The sequence below is a fragment of the Lentilactobacillus sp. Marseille-Q4993 genome (assembly GCF_951230165.1).
Lineage (GTDB): Bacteria > Bacillota > Bacilli > Lactobacillales > Lactobacillaceae > Lentilactobacillus.
The window spans coordinates 1-20791 of record NZ_CATNVB010000037.1; the positions used below are offsets into that span (position 1 = coordinate 1).

Genomic DNA, 20791 nt, shown 5'->3' on the forward strand with positions numbered 1-20791 from the left:
TACACCTCGCTTGTTTTTTGTTTAGACGCTTAAATCTTAGCATATGGGACAGTGATGTCCTATTTGTTTTGGATAAAAAAACTGGCATTGATGATGTTCATCAATACCAGAAAGTATAGTTCCAAAAAAGACTAACCATTAAGGTTAGCCTTTTTTGTGCTTGCTGAAGAGAGCTTACACTCTGTATTCCAATCAGAAGCCAGCTTTTAAGGGGGAAGCAACTTCTGATTAGTTGGTTAGGTTCAGTGTGTGGAACCTAAGTTTAATCCTAGTTGGAAAACGAAATTAAAAAAACAGTTTAAACGAGTGAAATGGTGGGATTTTTTGACATAACTAGTCAAAAAGTTCGTTACGGTTAACTCCCCGCTCCAGAATAGAAACAATTTTTCCGATGTCATAGCCAGGGTCGATGTCTGGATTATTCAGAAAGGTGTTGGTAAAGGTGTTCCGGTACTCTCTTGGGGTCATTCCATTTTTCTTTTTGAATAAGCGAAAGAAATATTTATAGTCACTGAAATAGCTCTGATCGGTGATTTCTTGAATGGATAGATTGGTTGTAAGCAGTAAATACTTTGCTTTGTCTAGCTTTAGGGTATTGAGGTAATCCTTTACGGTTATTCCAGTTTCTCGATGAAATGATTGTGATAGGTAATTTTGACTAACCTCAAACTGATTGGCGATGTCGCCAACTTTTAATTCTTTGTTCATATTGAGCCTGATCCATTCTTTGATTTGGGAAACGCGAGTATTGATAATATCGTCTTTTTTTTGCTGTTGTTGAAAATCAGCGGCAATTTCACAAATTAGAATCATAGTGGAGTAATCGGTAGCGGTTTTGTGACCAGGTCGATGGGCAATGTCTAGCAATTCTGTAAATAGTCCCATAATTCGATAGGGTTCGTCTAAATCGAAAAATCTAGGCATGATGACTTGATTTTCATTTTTTGAAGGTGGATTATCGCTAACACTAAACTTTGTTCGGGGAATGAAGTGGAGCCAAAAAAACTATGCTCCATTAGTGGCGGGAGCACTCCCGGTAATCGTCTCAGTAGGAAAACAGTACAGGACTTTTCCAGGATTTAGGAGATAATTTGTGTTGCCGATATTTAGTGGCACTGATCCATTGATTCCAATTAGTAACTCAATTTCTGACTTCCTAGTCGAATCCTTGTGAGTCCAGTCGTGGTCAGATATGAAGCGGCCACATTCAACAAATAAAACGGGGGTATTTAGTTGTAATATTCCAGTTGGCATAGATGAACGTCCTTATATAGTAAAAACACGCAGTGAGTATTTGTCCACTTTTTATATGAAAAAGTGAGTTTTTATGATAAATCGAAACGCTTACAATTGCACTTGTGATATAAAATACAGATTTGTTCTGACGAGAGCAAATTTAGAGAGTGGACTCCAGACAGTAAAGCTAACAAGGATGGTTATTATGTCAGAAATAAAACTAAAGAAATTAAACGAAAATAAAAATTTGCTAGTAAGCCTGATGGCCCAAGATACCAATGATGACTGGTTCGATTTTGCTACAAGTAAAATCAAGATTGACCGTAGTGGTAGTGATTATTATCAATTAGGTGATGTCGAACTAGCTGTCCGAAAATTAGATGGCTCTTGTTGGGACTATTTTAACACAAAGGATGACCAGGACTTAGTTGCAAGCCCAGTTGAGGTTTCTCGAAAGTGGAAAACCACAGATGATGGCGCTGAATTTCAAGTTAGTTTAACCAATATATTAGACCAACCCGTTGAAGTCGGTGGTCTTGGATTCGCCATGATTTTCAACCAAATATTTACGGATAACACTTTGGATGAAAGTCACAACAACAGCTCATTCATCGATCCATATATTGGTTTAGACGCAGGGTACCTTCAAGTTGCCCGGTTAAACGGAGCAAAGCCAACGCTTCTTGTAACAAATAAAGAAAACGCTCAGTTTGAAGCCTACAAACCGTTAAATGATGATAAGACCAAGAAAGACGTTCATTTTGAAGGATTTTATGAATGGACGGTATATTCAAAAGCATACTTCGAGGATCAATGGGATCATAAGCAACAATGGAACAACGCAACTTCACTAACATTAAATGCCGGCGAATCTAAAAACTTTACGTTGGCGTTCACAGCAGTTGAAAACCAACGTAACATTCCAGCTAAATTAGTTGAATTAGGAATTCCAAGCGTTGATTCAACTCCCGGTTACGTTATTCATGGTAAGGAAGAAATTACCCTCAAGGTAACATCTGAAAGTCAAATTACTCAAGTTTCCGTGACCCCAGGTGACGCCATTGAGATTAAAAACACTAACGAACCAAATGAGTTCAAGCTAACAAGAATTGCTGATTTCTTCGGTAGTACAGCGGTAACTGTAGAGTATGCCAATGGTTTGAAACAAACAATCAACTACTATGTAACTGAATCGGCAAAAGAATTAGTTTCAAGATTAGCTAACTTCCATAATCAAAAGCAGTGGGTTGAAGGTTCAGATAAGTTTGGTAGAAGACATTCCTTCATTACTTATGATAAGGAAGCTGACAGACAAGTGGTTGATGAATATCGGTCATTTATTTCTGGTGATTCTGATGAAACTGGTGCGGGACCAAACCTATTGATGGCAATGAAGAATCTATATATGCCTGATAAAGAACAGATCCATAAACTTGAACAGTACGTAGATGATGTGTTGTGGGGTACGCTTCAGGCTCCTGATTATAGTATTAGAGCTAGTCTGTATTACGAAAACAACGACTTTGTTTATAGTTGGGATAAGAGTAGGTCCGAGGAAACTTGGCGCGCATACAATTACCCTCATCAAGCTGCTATTTACTGGGTAATGTACCGATTGGCGCGTAACTATGATGACCTAGTTAATAACCACGATTGGCAATGGTATTTGAACCAGTCATATCAAACGGTAATGGCAATGCATCGCTTTTGTGGTAAGGATGCATTCCTTTATCTCGAACAGTATGGTTTGATGGTAGGAAGTGTTCACCGTTGGATTCTTGATGATTTACAAGCTGAAGGCTGGAAGGACCAGGCTGATAAGTTTGTGAAGTATATGTGTGAACGCTACAATATTTGGTCATCACTTCAGTATCCTTATGGTAGTGAAATGCCTTGGGATTCAACTGGTCAAGAAGAAGTATACATGTGGTGTGATTATTTCCAAGATGATGACAAGGCCAAGCAAACTGTAAATGCAATTTTAGCGTACACGCCCGCAATCCCTCACTGGGGTTATAATGGTGATTCACGTCGTTACTTTGATTCTTTTGTTTACGGAAAGCGGGTTAAAATTACTCGCGAATTTGGCCACTATGGCTCAAGTCTAAATGCAATTCCGATTTTAAATGATTACAAATATCATGATTCAGATAACCTTTATAATTTGAAAGCGGGTTATGCTGCTTCAAGTAGTATTTTAAGTTCAATTGATCAGGAAGGATTTGGTTCAATGGCATTCCTGACTGATCCTGAATATATGGAATTTGAACCATACACTTCAGATTTTGGTCAAGCATTCTATGGTTACGTTCATGATGCCGGTCAGTATGCATTCAAGGCTAATGCTGAGGGTGAGTGGACGTCACTTGGCGGAAATATTAATGTTTCTGATGATGTAACCACATTTACCCCAACTGATGCTTTTGGTCACAAACTGTTCGTTCATAATGGTAATACGGATTTTGAAATTAATTCAGAAGTGTTACCGATGAGCTCAATTGAATTTGATAGTGAAACCAACGTTATTAAAATTAAGTTTGACCGTTCAGGAATCTTGCCAAAGAACATTAGAATCAACGTTACTGATAACTTAGTTCCAGTTTCTGACAACAAACTAATTCGGGGTAGTTATGAGTTTGATCAAGGTTCATTGATTGCAGAGTTCAAGTTGAATAAAAAGAACGCGGAATAGCGTTTTTTTGAGAGAGAAATTGAAACCGTTTTCTAGGATTAAAAATAGGAAGTGTAACTATGTCAAAAGATAAAATAATTCATGATGGTTGGAACGAATTCCAAAATCGAAAAATATATACGCCACGGGGGAATATTGGGATTGGCCGTTCAATTGGATTTGGAATGTATGGATTCCTTGGATCGGCAGTTGGGTTAATCTGTTATAACTACATCTCATACTTCTATACCTACTTCTGTGGGCTTACACCGTTAGAAGTTGCGTTCATGCTGATTTTTGGCCGAGTCCTTGCATCTGGAGTTGCTCTCTGGATTGGCCATTTTTCAGATACTCTTTATAAGTTTAAGTTTGGTAGGAAATATGGGCGACGGCATTTCTTCATTCTGATGACGATTCCGTTCATGGCTTATGCAGTGCTGATTCCAATTGCTGGACAGAGTTTCTGGTATTATTTCATTACCTACTCAATCTTGTTATCATTCTTCAACACCATTCATTTACCTTGGACAACGTTACCTGCTGAAATGACGGATTCATTTAAAGTTAGAACTGTAATGGGAACTGTTCGGAGTGTCGTGGCTGCTTTACTGAACACGATTGCTGCGTTCACCGTTGCCCAATTACTGAATAATTGGCCAAAAGATGACCCTAACATTTATCTCTACATCCAAATTGGATTATCTGTGGTTGGAATCATCTTCACGTTAATCACCTACTACACTACTTGGGAGCATTTTGTTACCAAGCATGAAGCTGAATTGATGGATGCTGAAAAGAAACAAGGAAATAACATTTCTGTTTCACGTTGGAATGACATGAAAGCAACCTTCAGAGAATTCAAAGAGGTTTTCAAAATCAAGACTTTCCGGAAGCATTTATTCATTGATGGTGCTGACCAAATGGCAGGTAATCTTAATGGTTTGATTTTAACTTACTTTATTGTTAATGTTTTGGGATTAAACGCTTCGGTTACTGCTTATCTTTCATCATTAAGTACATTTATCGGAATTTTCGTTATGATTTTTGCTGGTTATATCATTAACCGGTACGCTCCACGCTACACCTATGGGGTTGCTTATGGTATGGCGTTGTTTGCAGCAATTGGATTTGGAGTTCTTGGATTTATTAAACCAGATCATTTGGTAATGTGGTTACTCATTGTTCAAATGTTCTCCATCTTTGGTGGTCAACTTTATGGTTTCATTCCAGCAACGATTTTCCCTTCATTACCAGTTCTTGATACCTTACTTACTGGTAAGAGTCGGGCAGGTACATTCTCATCACTTGCTGGTGTGTTCCAACAAGGTGGATTTGTGGTAACTAACCTGCTTGGAGAAGGATTACTTCAATTATCTGGATTTAAGAGTAGTACCAGTGGTGCCGTTGAACAATCAGCAACGGTAAAGCTCACATTGACCTTGATGATCAATGTTGGGGTTGGGGCATTCTTCTTAGTAGCTCTCTACAATGGGTTAACATTTAAGGCTGATAAGAAGAAGCTAGATTTGGTTAATGATGAGGTAAACCGCCTTCGTGACGGTGGTAAGATGGCCGATGCCAGCGAGGACGTTAAAGCTGTTACTAAGGAACTTACCGGAACTGATTACAATGCAATTACTGCATGGAAGTAATTTTTAATATCCGAATATAACAAAAGACCGCGGTGAGAATTATTTCTCATTGCAGTCTTTTTTAGATAGTCAAGACCTATATCAACCAGTTTTGGTGGGCCTAGTTTATTTTTCGGATGAGCCGCTGTTATTTTTGATAATCTCCAGAACATCCTTTGGAATAGGCAATTCAGGATCAATCAACTCGGTATTATGGTAGATGCTCTTGTAGCTGGCCCTAAAGCCACTTGGAGTGACGCCAACGTGATTCTTAAATTGTTTCATAAATAGTTTTTCATCAGTGAAGTAAGAGTAGGAGCTGATTTCTTTGATTGATAAGTTTGTTTTAATTAATAGGGTTTGGGCTGTCTTGACCTTTAAATCAACCATGTACTTTTTAGGGGACATTCCAACATAGTGTTTAAACATCCTAGATAAATACTGTGGGTTAAGACCAGATTCTTTTGATAAGTCATCTAAGCTTGGATGCTTGTTTATGTTAAGACGAATCCATTCCTTCATCCGATTAATAAGGATGGCACTCTGGTTGTCGGCGTTTCCTCGTTTTGAGTGATTACTGATTTGAGTCAGTAGTAAGGTCATGATAAGGTTTTGTTCTTGTTGACGATATATATCAGTTTGATCAACGGCAAGTAATTGATTGGTAACGATTAGTAGTGAGTCTAAGTTACTGATATGATAGCGACTATCGATTGGAATTAGTTCGTTTTGTCTCTGATTTGATAGCGTGGTTTCTTTAGGGAGAATGAAGTGAAGCCAGTAAAATTCAACCTTATTTGGAGATGGGGATGAGCCAGAGAAGGTGGTGAAAGGAGGGATGACTATAATATCACCACTGTTAATAACTTCTTGATTATCACCAAATTGAAGAAATATTGGTCCACTAGTACATACGACTAGTTCATAGTCAGATTTAAGAGTTTTCTTGGTGTGTTGCCAGCCACTAGCTGCTGAAAATAATCCACCAACCATGTAGGTGATAACTGTATTTTGATTAAGCTTGAATATGGCCATAACGATGCCTCCTTGCTTGGATTTAAAAGGTGAATAGGTCAAAAAAGAACACTGGATGATTTTGAGCTTATATTGGAGCTTAGAGCTGGCATATCAGCACTTTGATAGCTATTATTATAAGCTGATAAGGAAAGCAATTCAAATGGTTGTTAGTATTAAAAGTACACCAATTATATGTCTTTATCTGTTTTAATTAATCAATGAAATCGGTAACATAAATTACAATAAGTGGTTTCCAATTTTGAACCACTTGGCAATCCAAATTCACCATGATATAGGAGAAAAATTATGGCACAAAATAACCCAATCGAAATTAAAGATGTTAATGTAACTTCTGATTTTTGGAGTCGGTACCGTAAACTGGTTGCGGAAGTTGGGGTACCATATCAGTACTCGACGATTAGTGATGAAAATGGCGCTAAGATTGGTAACGATAGCTTTACTGATATGAGGTATTACAAGGATGGGTTGCAAAGTCATGCCCTTGAAAATCTTAAGATTGCCGCTGGGATGGCTGAAGGAAATCACGTTGGAATGAACTTCCAGGATACCGATGTGTATAAGTGGCTAGAAGCTGCAGCGTACACTCTAAAGTATTATCCAGATGAAAAATTACGAAAAGAAACCGATGAAGTTGTTGATATTATTGCAAAGGCTCAAGAGCCCGATGGATATCTTTCAACTATCTTCCAGATTAATTTTCCAGAACGGAAATTCAAGCGACTCCAGCAATCTCACGAACTTTATTCAATGGGTCACTATATTGAAGCGGGAGTTGCTTATTACGAAGTGACAGGTAGTGAGAAGGCACTTGATATTGCTAGGAAGATGGCTGATTGTTTGGATGAAAACTTCGGCCCTAAAGAGGACCAGATTCATGGTTATGGTGGTCACCCGGAAATTGAATTAGCGTTAATGCGGTTGTGGGAAGTTACAAAGGAAGATCGTTATTTACAACTTACTAACTTTTTCATTCGTGAACGGGGTCAGGACCCACAATTCTTTGATAAGCAAAACGAAGCTGACGGAATCGATAATGATTTTTGGCCAGAATTACGAACGATTGGTGAAAAATACTACTTCGCTGATAAACCAGTTACTGAGCAGGAAGATGCTCATGGGCATGCGGTACGTTGTGTGTACCTACTAACAGGGCTTGCTCATTTAGCAAGGGTTACTGGTGCGGACGATTTGCAGCAAGCTGCTGACCGCCTTTGGAATAACATTGTTAAAAAGCAAATGTACATCACTGGAAATGTTGGTCAGACGGCAGTTGGTGAAGCGTTCACCTACGATTACGATTTACCAAATGATACGGATTACGGTGAAACTTGTGCTTCTGTTGCTATGACTGTGCTTGCAAGACAAATGCTAAAGGGAGACTTCAAGGCGGAGTATGCGGACGTCATTGAAAAAGAACTGTTCAATGGTGCGTTAAGCGGAATCTCACTTGATGGAACACATTACTTTTACGTTAACCCTTTGGAAGCTGACCCTGAGGCAAGTACTAATAGTCCATTAAAAAATCATATTTTGGGTCAGCGCCAAGCATGGTTTGGAACGGCATGCTGCCCTTCAAACATTACTAGACTAATTGCATCAGTTGATCGTTACTTGTACGAAGTAAAGGATGATACTATTTTTGCCCATCAATACATTGCTAATGAAACATCATTTAGCGAAGGAATCAACATTAAACAAGACAGCAATTTACCTTGGGATGGTGATGTGAGCTTTAAGATTACTAATCCTAATGAAAAACGCTTTAATTTTGTAATTAGAATTCCAAACTGGTCACGGGCAAACTTTACGGTAAAAATTAATGGCAACGTTATTGAATACACTGCTAAAGATGGAACGATTAAAATCGAGGTTACTGATTCAGAAACCACAATTGAAATTCAACTAGATATGAATGTTCATAATGTTAAGGCAAATCCAAAGGTAAAGGCTGATGTGAATAAGGTTGCCTTTCAGCGTGGGCCATTGGTATATTGTGCTGAAGAAGCAGATAATGAAAAGGATTTATGGCAATTTAAAGTTGATGAACAACCTAAGTTTGATTACACTTACAACCAAGATTTGCTCGATGGAGTAGGAGTATTAACTACTAGTGATGTTGAAAAGATGGAATCTACTGATAATGCGGATCTTTACCAGTTTGATGAGGAGCAAACTACTAAATCCGCAAGATTAACTCTAGTTCCCTATTATGCCTGGGCTAATAGAAGTGAAGGTCAAATGAGCGTTTGGTTTAACCAGATGTAACAATTTCCGTGGCATGTGATGCCGCATTTGCCATATTTATAGTAGTCTCCATATAGAGGGATCCACTTGGGAAAGTGGATCCCTTTTTTTATAATGATGAAAAAAGCAAAGACGGTAATCATCACACTGCAATGATTATCGTCTTTGTTTTTTCTACCCTAAAATCAGGATTCTTCAAGGGTTCGTCGTTAAGAACCACTGTTCCTAATTTGATTAATACTCAATTCAATGCGCCGGTTAGATGACTAGCTAATTGAATCTAAATTATGCTTTTGCTTCTTCGTGTCGTTTAGCAAGGTCTGCTTTAATTTGTGGTTCCATCTTTTCGTACTTGAAGTAGAAGCACATGATAATAGCAACGATTGCGTAAATGATAACTGGGAAGTAAATGAATGTGAAGTGAATTGCTGCCAAGGTGTGTGCTGATTGAGTCTTGTTAGCAACAAATCCGGCAGCTGACATAATCTTTGAAGGAATGAAGGCACCAAATCCTGAACCTAATTGGATACAGAATGCTGAACCAACGGCAGTTAAGAAACCAGGAGCTCTGATACCCGTTTTCCACTCACCAAAGTCAACGGTATCGGCTAACATACCAAATGGCATAGCCACAGCGATTGAAGCACCGAAGATACCAATGATCCAAGCAATAATAACAAGAGTGAAGTTGTTACCAACGAGTCCCATCATGATTTGACCAGCAGCACCGATTGCTAAACCAATAATCATAGTTAAAGTCTTGTTTGCAACCTTAACGATGAATGGAATTGAGATAGTAGCGATGATACCAAGAACTTGAAGTCCGTTAAATACAGAAGTTAATTGTTCGTTACCAAGGTTGTACTTAGCGTAGTAAACTGAGATTCCGTTACGAGTTGATTGGGCAACCCAGTAAATAACGAATGAAACAACCAAGATGTACCATGGGTGGTTACCAACAGTAGCTTTCAATGAATCCTTGAAAGGAATTGGCTTTTGAACGGCAATAGTTCTTTCTCTCATACCCTTGAATGCAAGTGATAAGAGGATAACGGCAAGAATACCGAAGAAGAACATTGTCCACATGAAACCAACTTTGTCATCACCTTTACCCATGAAGGCAACAAGTGGGAGGGCAAATGTACTTGTAATGAATGAACCTAATGATCCACCAACCATCCGGAATGAGTTAGCGTTCATTCTTTCCTGACTGTTAGTAGTTAAACTAGGTAAAATAGCTGTAATTGGAGTTTGGATACCAGTATAAACAACACCGGCAGCCAAGATGTAAGTAAATCCTGCATACCACAATTTAGCAGTACCGTGAAGGTTAGGAGCGGTAAATGCAAGGAATGTTGCAGCAGCGAATGGAATAGCTAACCAAAGGAAGTAAGGTCGACTTTGTCCCCATTTAGTGTGGGTGTGATCAACGATTGAACCCCAAACAGGAGCACTAATAGCATCGAAGAATCTAGCAACCAAAAGAATAAGTCCGGCACCAGCAGCAGTGATACCAAAAACATCAGTATAGAAATAAAGAATATAACTTGAAATTGTAACGTAAAGTAAGTTACCAGCCATATCAGTGAAGGAATAAGCAGTTTTTTCCCAAACTGATAGTTTTACGTTGGCACTATCTTCGCCTTGTCCTGCAGCAGCAGAATGGCTTTGTGTAGCGTGAGTTTCCATATTAAAAATCTCCTATCATTATAATTCTAGACAACAACGACGACGATGTTTGAATTGAGTACTGTAAGTGAACTCAATCACCCCCTTAAAGTGAAGCTTTGTGTATTACTTGTTAAGTTCAGCGTTTAGTTCATGAAAGGTGCTTGATGTATTATCAAAACTAACTTCGGTGTTAGTTGATTTAAATACTTGGTGATTATCCAGGTTGATATATTGGCTTACGTATGGGGCAAAGCTTTCAACCAAGTAATTGCCTTCCTTGTCCTTTGTGATCCGTCCGTTAACGGCTGTTAGTTCATCATTTGCATTGGTGTAAATGAAGGTTTTTTGACCAAAGCCGTTAAGGTAGGCGACTAATTCTTCACCCATGTCCCAGTCGTCTTCACCCGTGTATCCATCTGGGAACAAACGAGCAAAGATACCACCGTCTGAAGCGAAGATAGATTGACCAAATCGATTTCTAGAAAGGTCAGGACGATTCAAGTTAGGACCGGCGATGCTATAAGTTGAGGCCGCTTCACCAGGCTTAAGTTTTCTATCAGTAGCCGTGGCGTTAGAGTCATACATGTATAACACGGCGCCAGTTGCCCGATAGGCTGCTTCAACTAACTCAGGGTCTCCTAGTTGTTCACCGGTGATTTGGGCTGCAGCGGCGGTAACTCCACCCCAGAGGGAATGAATCATGTAAGATAATGCTTCCCACCAACGATCGGGGCTTTGTGACCTAAAGTCATTACTGAAACCGATGTTGGCTTTGAGTAATTGCCCGTAAGTTTGAGCGGATTGAACGTTCCCAGTGAGGGCTAAAGCTCCAGCAGCGGGACCAAAACCAGCATTATCATAGAAGTGTTCAGTCATTGCTGCCTCGAGAGTTGAGCTCTTACCAGCAATGCGGTCAGTAACTTCTGCCCATGAGGCTGAGATTTCTTCGTATTCCTTTGTTAGGCCATTAGCTTTTAGGTCTTTCAATAAGTCCTCGATGTAAAGGAAGTAAGTTCCCAACATTTGTGCTTCTGTCTTGCCACGTTCGTCTTCGTGAAGATCAGGGTTAACCCGAACGTCAAAGATTTGGGCTGCCCAGGTTAAGTATTCCTTTGGTGAGTTAAGCTTTAGGCTTGATTCGGGACACTTGGATAGTAGGTAGAACATGTGGGCGATGTATTCAAGGTCCATTACCCGGTAGAAGTCACCGTACAGTTTGACTGGCTTCTTAAAGTCACCATTTGTAAACCACTTGGGTCGAACATAGTTGACAGCACTTTCTTCAACTTGTTGGATATCCCGGTCAGCGTTTGGCAATGTTGGATCAAGAATTGCTTCTTTAAGGATGAACGTCATCTTACCGATGGATTCTCCTTGGTTTGAAACGGGACCAAAACTGTAAGGTACCTTGCCATCTTTACCTGCATATGAGTGAGCGGAAATATATTCAGCTCGATTTCGAAGTAAGTTGTTAATTGAACTCATTACGTTGAATACATCCATATCAACAGTGCCATCAGCAAACTTGAGAATTACTTGGTGTTCGCCTAACCCTTGAGGTTTGTAGACCAATTTGCCATCTTTAATTTGTTCAGTGACATCTTGTTCAACTAGTTCCTCATTTTCAGAGTACTTAATAAGAACTTGGGATAAATCTTGACCCTTAGCAGTTGTGATATCGAAGATTTGGTCTGATCCTTGAGAAATCATTGGTTCAAACGAGAATCGAGGATGCCCTAAGTCCATTGCTTTTTGGTAAAAGTCGGCCTTATCAGTGAATGGTTTCAAGTAAAACTCCCAACTAGCAGTTTCACCTGACCGAAGACTTAACTTCTTCTGGGAATAAATCCAATCACTCTTTGGCTTTTTGTCATCCTCATAACCGCCGGCAAGTACGATTTCGTGGAAAAGCATTCCGTCTAGCGAAGGGGAAACGTTTTCAAAAAATCGATTGGTATATTCGTTGAAAGTACCAACTGATAACACTTCACCTTTGGTCTGGAAAACACCCATGTTCGGAGCGGTGTTATCCCTACGAATGGCAGCTAGTTTGGTATAGTTCTTTGAGATTTGAGGAAACACAGCAACGGATTGATTAGCGTTGCGATGAACATCCTTATCCCGAAACATTACGTAGGCGAGGCTAATCCAAAGATTAAGATTATCGATGCTTACATTTTCTTCGCCGCCGTTTATTATGCGGAAGTCCCACTTGAGAGAATCTTTAACAAGTTCAAACTGTTGAGTGAGTTCAAGGCCGTTCACATGAAAGGTAGCGGCACTGCTTGTGTCGTCAGTATTGATTTCTGGTTCCAAATCAATACTCTCGTGCTTGGATCCGTTGACGGTGATGTTAAATTCACCGAATAGTTTTTCGCTATCTTTGTAACCGAGTGAATCAAGGTAATCAGGATCGATTACCCAATTCATCTTGCTTTCATCATTGTTTAAAACGAGGTTTGTAATTGCTCCGTGTTGGTTTTGCTTAACGGTCAGGTATTCTGACTTCATTTAATGCCCTCCTTAATTATTTCGTTGATACAAGGGTTTCAATCTTGTTGATAGAAGCAACGTCATAGTTTGAACCTTCGTAATCAAGTGGCTTGATTTGAATATTTAGTTTGTCATGACCATTGGTTACCTTTTCTGGTAATGGGTAGATGTAGTAAGAATCTTCTGGCCACTCTTCTTTGGTCATTGTTTGGGTGAACAAGACGTCGTCATTATTTTCGATTTGGAAACTGTAAATATCGTCATTGATTGCTTGATAAGTGATCTTGAGGTAGTTCTTCTTGTCAGGATCAACTGCAAGTGTCCATTCATGAGTGCTATCAGTTCCTTCAGCACTATCGTTTTGAGCATCAATCGTCTTTACTACTGGTTCATCTGGAACCTTAACGTACACGTTGTAAGGAGTTTCACCAGGAATTTCTGGTAATGTCTTGAAGATGACGTCAGTGCCGGCAAGCTCAAAGTTGTTTTTACCTTCAACCTTTGTCAACTTTTCAAGATACTTACTTGCTGGAACCGTTGAGGCAGCAAGATCTTCAGTTTGAGCAGCCAAGAGTAATGGGCCGTAGTAAATTGCGATACGGTTGAAACGGTCCTTCATTGTTTCGTAACGAAGTTCAAAATCAAAGTTGATTGTAATTTCGTTAGTACCTGCCCAGTTTTGTTTGATTGCAACAAAGCCGTTTTGAGGTTCAGCCTTAAATGCTTTACCGTTAACTAGAATTTCAGTTTGCTTACTCCAACTTGGAACCCGGACATAGATGGTAAAGTCATCTTCAGTTGCTGATTCAACTGTGAGGTGAGCAAAGTGTTGGTCTGGGTAATGAGAATCTTGAGTGATTTTTAAGTGACGATGATTCAAATCAAGAATCGAATCGAAGTATTGTGCCACGTAAATATCGTTGTCGTCTTCGTAGTAGATGCCATCAACTAAGGTTGCGTGTCTTTCAGTACCACTACCAACGCAGCACCAGAAACCACCACGGTCGAAATGTTTAACTGAGTTAGGGGCAACGCTTAAGTTGTATAGGTATTCGGCGATAGCGCTATCATTATTTTGCTGAGCCATGATGGCGTTGGCGAATCTAATTTCGTAGTCGTCCATTAATTGAGGGTTCTTAGTATCTGCGAATAGCTCAAAACTTAAGTAGTTCAAATCATGACTACAGCAACTTTCACCATTTAATTTGGATAGGTGCTTGAACTGCATTTCTGGGTAATCGTACAGCTCGGATCCGTAATCAGCAGGGGCTGGATATGCTGAACGACCAGAAATACCCTTAGTTGGTAGTTCGTGACCGTTGTGCATCCAATCCATGTAGTTTTCAACGCCTTGCTTGTACTTATCATCACCAGTCAAGTGATAGTAGGAAAGCATTCCTTCAGCCCCCACCAACTCAGTGTTTGAATGCATTGAGTAGTAACCCAACTTGTCTTCGTTCTTGATCAGCATGTCGTCAAACCATTTTCGGTCAAACTTTTCTGCTAGTTCGAAATAATCCTTGTTCTGTTTATCAGTCAGTTCATAGAGGCGAAGCAAAGTTCTGTGCATTGCTCCAAATTCCTGATGGAAGACATAGTGACCAACGCCCTGATACCAGCGGGTATCCAGCATTTTGGCAATTGTTTCAAACGTCAAATGGGCAATTCGTTTTTCAATGTAGCTGGTTAAGTTCTTAACTAATGTCAAAGCCGTTTTATTGTTTGTGTATTCATAAGCATCCATCAGTCCGTCCATCAGCTTTTGAATTGCGTAGTAAGGAACGTAATGGTTTCCGTTGAATCTAAGTTTTTCAAGGTTATCCCAGCGTTTTTCAGGTTCAGCTGCAAGAAAGCCTGGATATTCGGAAGTTTTGCTAAGTTCAACTTGAACTTGTTCCAACCCGGCCACGATGTCATCGACCCGTTTCTTTAAATCATTAATGTGAGCATCTTTGGGGTCAGTGTTCTTAAGCATTACGATTGTCTTTGACGCTCCTGATAGGTAGTGACCTGTGAAGTGACCACGGAAGAAGAAATCAGGTGATTCCCAAACAGTCAGTGGGGTGGCACCCTTTGTATCAAGCCCTGCGTTCTTGCGATAGTTGTATAACAACTGATCAGCAGTTAATGACAACATCCAGTTGATGTTGCGTTCAAATTTCTCTTTTAGCGATGAATTAGGTAAGTATTTAAGATCATAGTATGTTACCGGTTTCATTTTTAATTACGCCTTTCCGTTACAAATTTTTACAAGTGGTCAATTGCTGTTGTTAAGCTTGTTGATTACTTGTAATCGCTTACGTAACTAAGAATACTGCGTTTTGAAAAAAATCAAATCTGTTATTTACCATTATTTTTATAAAATATAAGTAGAATTAAATTTTATATATTTTGCATCTTGAAATGCCAAAAAAACGCTATTACACTGATAACGGCGGTGTATTAGTAATCCTAAGGAGTTGTGTGTAAATTAATGTAAATATCAAATAATGCTATACATTTATAAAAAATCATGGTAAATTTATAAAAAAGAAAGCCTTTACATATTTTGGAGATGAATATTTATGATTGAACAATATCTATCAATCCCTTGTCTGCCCTTACCTACGTACGTTCAGAGTGGACATGTTGTGTTTCAGCCGGGTGAGCGTCACCCAAATCGAAATAATTTTCAGTTTTTCGTTATGATGTTTATGGTTAGGGGAGAACTATTTATTGCCGAGGATGATCAGCAGTACACCGTCAAAGCAGGTGAAATGTTTACTTTGCAACCCAAACATCACCATTATTCATGGAAACCGATGGAAGAAACGACTGAATACTACTGGGTCCATTTTGCAGTTAAGAGTGATTTTATTCAGGACAGAGAACCCAAACAGATTAGGTCATCAATCCTGGTTCCTTCCCTGCACTATTACAGCCCTGATGTCACGCTGTTTTTAAAAAAGCAGGATAGATTAGATACTTTTGATGATGCTGTGGCAATCATCAAGAAAATTTTTATGAATAGTAATAAGGAAAATGATAATCAAAATGTGGTTGGTTTTTGGCAAGCTCAACAGTTGTTTATAGATTTGCTTCAACAAGTCCAGATGAAAGCTCCAGAAGAATCGCGTAGTGGGTACTTTGCCAGCGAAGTTCAGCGTTATTTGAGAGATCATTTTGATGAGCGAATTACTAACGAAGATTTAGCCCGGGTCTTTCATATCCATCCCAATTCAATTGTTGCTAGCATGAAAAAGACGTACGGGATAACGCCTAATTTATATTTGACTCAGTACCGAATGGAAGAGGCGGTTAAGCGACTCCTGTCCACAGATGAGCAGGTTAGTAAGATTGCCGTTGAAGTTGGTTATCAGAATATTTATTACTTTTCAATCGTGTTCAAAAAGTACTACAACATGTCACCATCTAAATACCGAAAAAGTTACACAGAAAAGGACAGCAACTAGCCATTTTGGTTATGTATTTACAGGATATGAAAGCAAAAAAATAGCGATAAATTTCAAGAAAATGAAATTTATCGCTACTTTTTTTCGATTTGCCTAGTTATGTTCCAGGCTTTTTAAACTAATTATTTAGTTGCTTACATTGACCAAGCAGCCATACCCTGTTGCTTGTAAAGACTTACGGCAGCATTAACTTGGTCCTTAACTGATCCACCACTGATGTGCATGTTTTGGAATAAACCGTATGCACCTGATGAACTGTTACGAACTGATGGTTGCCAGTTTGATTCACGGTTGATGATGTAGTTCCAAGTTGAAGCTGAAACACCGGTTCTTGATGCCATTTGGCTCAGAACATAGCTCTTAGTGCTGCTACCACCAGTGTAGCTTGAGCTTGAACTAGTGTTAGTAGTTGTAGCCTTTGGAGCTGAGTAGTTATAGTTAGTTGAAGCTTGGCTGCTTTGGTTATAGTTAGCAGTGTTTGCTTGGTTGTAATTAGTAGTTTGAGCAGTGTTTGCACTTTGAGTAGTTTGTGTAGCTGCTGGTTGAGCAGTAGTTGTAGCAGCTGCAGTAGTAGTGCCATCAGGAATATTCAAAGTTTGACCTGGGAGGATCAAGTGGTTTTGAATGTTATTGGCATTTTCGATGGCGTCGATGGTTGAACCAAATTGTTGTGAAATGGCCCAAACAGAGTCGCCTGACTTAACAGTGTAAACAGTTGATGCGCTAGCGTAAGCTGAACCTGCGAAGAACAATCCAACAGCGGCTGCGGCAGTTGCGAGAATAGTTAAAAATACTTTTTTCAAAATATACACTCCTATATTTAAATCTTTAGTTTCTGATTTCTTTGAATTGCTGATTTCTATCAATCAACAAAGTGTATACTACACGGTTTGTGTTACTAACAAATAGCACGAACTTTAAGGAATGAATGCAGAAAAGCCGATTTTTTGACATATGGGTAATATATGAAACAAACATGAAACGTAGGAATTCGGATTAATCCTTGAAATGACGGGGATTTGCAAACTTGAGTTTAACCTGGGGTTATGTTAAATGTTTCATGGATGAAATGAAGTTGTTGATGGTAAAAGTTGTCACAAATGCTGATACCAAGCTGGTTTAAGTTAAAAAATCAGGGAAAATGAATATTGCAACCACGAAATATAAAGTGACATTTGTTGTTATATTTTAGATGAATGGATTAGTTAGAGAAATCAACCTGAATTTTCTCTTACCCATGATGCAAGTAATATAGAAGAAAGATATCTAATTTGAGAGAAATGACAGATATAAAAAGTGCAAATCATAGTTTACGCCTTGTCCTACCTGAGCTAAGGTTAGTTTGACATTCAAAAAATCAGCCTGTAAACTCAAGATAAATCAGTGAAGGGGAAGAACTCAATGAAAAAAATTGGACGCATCAAAAGTTTCCTTGGCGAATTTAATAATGATCCAATCGGTGCTAGTATCGTGGTTGGCTTTGTTATCATATTGCTTCTATTACTTCATTTCTTCTCGTGGTTTAGTGCGTTAGCAATCGCAGCAGTAGTTGGTCTCTTTTTATATGTCGCCATCAATATGTTGGTATCTTTAATGACGAAGACTAATAATACTAAGTAGTCTGTTTTGACGTTGCTAACTTAGATTAAAAGTAAAGATGCTTTACGGCACAAAAAAAGCCCCGGATTTTAAAATCCGAGGCTTTTAAAAATGTAATTATTTAATTACATTGCCCAAGCTTGCATACCTTGTTGCTTGTAAAGACTTACAGCAGCGTTAACTTGGTCTTGAACTGATCCACCACTGATGTGCATGTTTTGGAATAAACCGTATGCACCTGATGAACTGTTACGAACTGATGGTTGCCAGTTTGATTCGCGTTGGATAATGTAGTTCCAAGTTGAAGCTGAAACACCGGTTCTTGATGCCATTTGGCTAAGTACGTAGCTCTTTGTGCTACCACCATTGTAGCTAGAACTTGTATTTGATGAAGTAGTAGCTGGTTGGCTGTAGTTATTAGTAGTTTGTACTTGTTGAGTTTGTGTTTGAGTAGCAGCTGCTGGTTGTGCGTTAGTAGTAGTTGCTGTAGTTTGGGCAGCAGTAGTAGTTGCGGGGGCAGCTACGTGAGCTTGCTTGTCAGTAGGAATATCTAACTTGTCTCCTGGGAGAATTAAGTGGTTAGAAATATGGTTAGCCTTTTCAATAGCGTTGATTGTTGAATCAAACTTTTGTGAAATGGCCCAAACAGAGTCGCCTGACTTAACTGTGTAAGTAGTTGCGGCGTTTGCGCTAGCTGAACCTGCGAAGAATAAACCAAGTGCAGCAGCAGTAGTTGCAAGAATTGATGTGATTAATTTTTTCAAAATATACACTCCTATAAATCTAGACAATTTTGTTTTCTTGAAATGTGTTGATTTCCTCAACCAACATTTGCGAGTTTACACAATGCTTATTACTGAATAGTGTCATAATCTTTAAGAAAACAATTCAGAAAGAGGGTTCCTTTTACATATTTGTAATAATTGTAATCTGAATTCAATCTTGAAAAAGTGGTAAGAATTGACCAAACCTATGCAGAATATGTAAATAAATCGTGACTAAAGTGGGAATTTTGGTCTAGATAATTACCGACTATTATTACATTGTTACCAATGTTGCGAAATAGTGAGTGGGGTTAACAATGCAAAATTAGTTATTATTATGGTGGTTAAGAGTGAAAATTCATTTGCTTTTAATGTAAAAGTGGGGAACAGGGGACTTTTTTCAGTGATATACTGAGAAATATCAATATAAAAGATGGGTGGGAGTGTCAATTATGATCTGGAAAGGCAAAAGAGTTAGATTTGTTCTTGGGATAGCTGCCTTGGGAATAGGTATGGGTGGATTTCAAAATACCCATGCATCAAGCCGTTATCGAGTATTGAAGGTAAACAAACAGTGGACCGGAAATGCTTATTATTATAAAAATCTTGGAACTACCGCGTATATGTACAACGGCTATCACACAAAGAAATTACATAATTTAAAGGATTATCCTAGAACAACTTGGTTTGTTCAAAAAAGCGTAGTCTTGCAATCACCTAGAGGGAAGAAGGGTGTTTACTACCAGGTTGCTAATGGATCAAGTAAGGTTATTGGCTATGTTTGGCGGGGCTATTTAAAGAAGGGGCAGAATCCAGCAACTGCTAAAAAGGTAGTTAAACCAAAGGTACTATATAGTAATGTTTCTGCTAATGATTCTGCTAAAATTTTTGAAGAAGATGGAATGGATTACAAGTATCCTTATTTAACTGGTCTTTCTTCATATGAAAATTATGCTAAGACGCCAACAAATAGCCAACTAAATACGGTTGTTAACTTTATAAAAAAACAAAACGCTGAGCAGGGATTACCAACTTCGGGCAAAGTTGATGCCAACGCTAAGAATTGGCAAAACTTTCGAATTGTGATGTTACCAGTGCAAAAACATACCTCAATACGATTGCCATTTGTTCAGGCGATGAGCTATGAGGAAGACGATGACGGGACGTTCAACTACCAAGGTGGCCCTGAGTGGAGTACGATTGGGTCTTTTTGGTCCTTCTATTATGCTGCAACAACACAAAGCCAAGATGTCTATAAATTTCCAAAGGGTGGGCGAGCAGCTGATTTTCCATTTGCGGTTTTTGAAGCTAACACGTATATGTTGCCGAACGATTCAATAATTAACGATAACATCATGTTTGGTGATGGAACGGTAATTTATTTGAATGAAAATAGAAAATATACGGCAATTTTGTCTTCAAATAGAATGATATTTGTTAAAACAGCTTATATTTTGAATTTTACAAAGGGAAATATAATTAAAAACGGAATCCAGTATGGAATGGGCGAACCCACAGCCACGGATAGTAAAAAGGGAACGGTTTATCGAAAAGTCGATAACGATACCAATAGTGGTTATGACGAATATCGTTATACCGATGGGAAGTGGCAGAAAACCTATAGTTTAATGGTAAATGGTGAATATGTTGCTACGAGTCCAGTGAGTCCATATATATATAAATTTAGCGGAACTAATTTTAAGGGGGTAGATGTGCAGTTACCGTACAGTTTCAAATTTCCTAGTAAACAGTTCGATAATAATTATTATCAATCAATGTTTTTACCAAGCTCATACTTTGATAAATATTTGAAGTAGGAGGGGGTTCGAATCTCTCCTGTGACATAACTAAGCGCACCAAAAAATCGAGGCTGGGACAAAAGTCCTAGTTAAAGCAAAAAAGCTTCGGAAATAAAAATTTCCGAGGCTTTTTTGCATTTTACGTAGCACAGAGAATTCAACTCTGCTATTCTTAAATCGACTAAAACCCAAG

The 20791-nt window shown here is 38.8% G+C and carries 14 protein-coding genes; 6 read left to right on the forward strand and 8 right to left on the reverse strand.

The genetic code is table 11. The annotated features are described in order from the left end of the window. Nucleotides 1–333: 333 nt before the first annotated feature. The gene (locus QOW94_RS09860; protein WP_283680262.1) at nucleotides 334–924 is read right to left on the reverse strand and encodes a helix-turn-helix domain-containing protein; all 591 of its coding nucleotides are present in this window, start codon (nucleotides 922–924) and stop codon (nucleotides 334–336) included. Nucleotides 925–1005: 81 nt separating this feature from the next. Next, nucleotides 1006–1254 carry a hypothetical protein gene (locus QOW94_RS09865; RefSeq protein WP_283680263.1) on the reverse strand — a complete coding sequence of 83 codons (249 nt, stop codon included), beginning with the start codon at nucleotides 1252–1254 and terminating at the stop codon, nucleotides 1006–1008. 187 nt (nucleotides 1255–1441) lie between these two features. Here QOW94_RS09865 and QOW94_RS09870 point away from each other — a divergent pair, with 187 nt between their 5' ends. Both QOW94_RS09870 and QOW94_RS09875 read left to right on the forward strand, forming a co-directional pair. Then, a complete protein-coding gene (locus QOW94_RS09870) occupies nucleotides 1442–3928 on the forward strand; it encodes a DUF5695 domain-containing protein (protein WP_283680264.1) in 2487 nt (828 codons plus the stop codon). 59 nt (nucleotides 3929–3987) lie between these two features. After that, a complete protein-coding gene (locus tag QOW94_RS09875) occupies nucleotides 3988–5559 on the forward strand; it encodes an MFS transporter (RefSeq protein ID WP_283680266.1) in 1572 nt (523 codons plus the stop codon). A gap of 105 nt (nucleotides 5560–5664) precedes the next feature. Here the strand turns inward: QOW94_RS09875 and QOW94_RS09880 are convergent, their stop codons facing one another. Beyond that, nucleotides 5665–6573, reverse strand: coding sequence for an AraC family transcriptional regulator (locus tag QOW94_RS09880; RefSeq protein ID WP_283680267.1), 909 nt, complete (start codon nucleotides 6571–6573; stop codon nucleotides 5665–5667). Between the two features lie 288 nt (nucleotides 6574–6861). Here QOW94_RS09880 and QOW94_RS09885 point away from each other — a divergent pair, with 288 nt between their 5' ends. Further along, on the forward strand, nucleotides 6862–8841 hold the full coding sequence (locus tag QOW94_RS09885) for a glycoside hydrolase family 127 protein (protein ID WP_283680268.1): 1980 nt from the start codon (nucleotides 6862–6864) through the stop codon (nucleotides 8839–8841). Between the two features lie 264 nt (nucleotides 8842–9105). On the opposite strand, the gene QOW94_RS09890 is transcribed toward QOW94_RS09885, so the two are convergent. The 3 genes from QOW94_RS09890 to QOW94_RS09900 all read right to left on the reverse strand — a co-directional run bounded on the left by QOW94_RS09890 (nucleotide 9106) and on the right by QOW94_RS09900 (nucleotide 15202). Then, nucleotides 9106–10509 carry a glycoside-pentoside-hexuronide (GPH):cation symporter gene (locus QOW94_RS09890; protein WP_283680269.1) on the reverse strand — a complete coding sequence of 468 codons (1404 nt, stop codon included), beginning with the start codon at nucleotides 10507–10509 and terminating at the stop codon, nucleotides 9106–9108. Between the two features lie 105 nt (nucleotides 10510–10614). Beyond that, entirely contained in the window at nucleotides 10615–13002 is a 2388-nt protein-coding gene (locus tag QOW94_RS09895) for a hypothetical protein (protein WP_283680271.1), read from the reverse strand. A gap of 16 nt (nucleotides 13003–13018) precedes the next feature. Then, nucleotides 13019–15202 carry a beta-L-arabinofuranosidase domain-containing protein gene (locus QOW94_RS09900; RefSeq protein WP_283680272.1) on the reverse strand — a complete coding sequence of 728 codons (2184 nt, stop codon included), beginning with the start codon at nucleotides 15200–15202 and terminating at the stop codon, nucleotides 13019–13021. 346 nt (nucleotides 15203–15548) lie between these two features. Between QOW94_RS09900 and QOW94_RS09905 the strand changes: the two genes are divergently transcribed. After that, a complete protein-coding gene (locus QOW94_RS09905) occupies nucleotides 15549–16436 on the forward strand; it encodes an AraC family transcriptional regulator (RefSeq protein WP_283680273.1) in 888 nt (295 codons plus the stop codon). Nucleotides 16437–16570: 134 nt separating this feature from the next. Here the strand turns inward: QOW94_RS09905 and QOW94_RS09910 are convergent, their stop codons facing one another. Beyond that, nucleotides 16571–17239, reverse strand: a complete 669-nt coding sequence (locus tag QOW94_RS09910; protein ID WP_283680274.1) for a LysM peptidoglycan-binding domain-containing protein — start codon at nucleotides 17237–17239, stop codon at nucleotides 16571–16573. Between the two features lie 598 nt (nucleotides 17240–17837). On the opposite strand from QOW94_RS09910, the gene QOW94_RS09915 reads away from it, so the two are divergent. Continuing rightward, nucleotides 17838–18056, forward strand: coding sequence for a hypothetical protein (locus QOW94_RS09915; RefSeq protein WP_283680276.1), 219 nt, complete (start codon nucleotides 17838–17840; stop codon nucleotides 18054–18056). 104 nt (nucleotides 18057–18160) lie between these two features. Here QOW94_RS09915 and QOW94_RS09920 read toward each other — a convergent pair whose 3' ends face one another. Further along, a complete protein-coding gene (locus QOW94_RS09920) occupies nucleotides 18161–18799 on the reverse strand; it encodes a LysM peptidoglycan-binding domain-containing protein (protein ID WP_283680277.1) in 639 nt (212 codons plus the stop codon). 452 nt (nucleotides 18800–19251) lie between these two features. On the opposite strand from QOW94_RS09920, the gene QOW94_RS09925 reads away from it, so the two are divergent. Then, entirely contained in the window at nucleotides 19252–20616 is a 1365-nt protein-coding gene (locus QOW94_RS09925; RefSeq protein ID WP_283680278.1) for a hypothetical protein, read from the forward strand. Nucleotides 20617–20791: the final 175 nt, after the last annotated feature.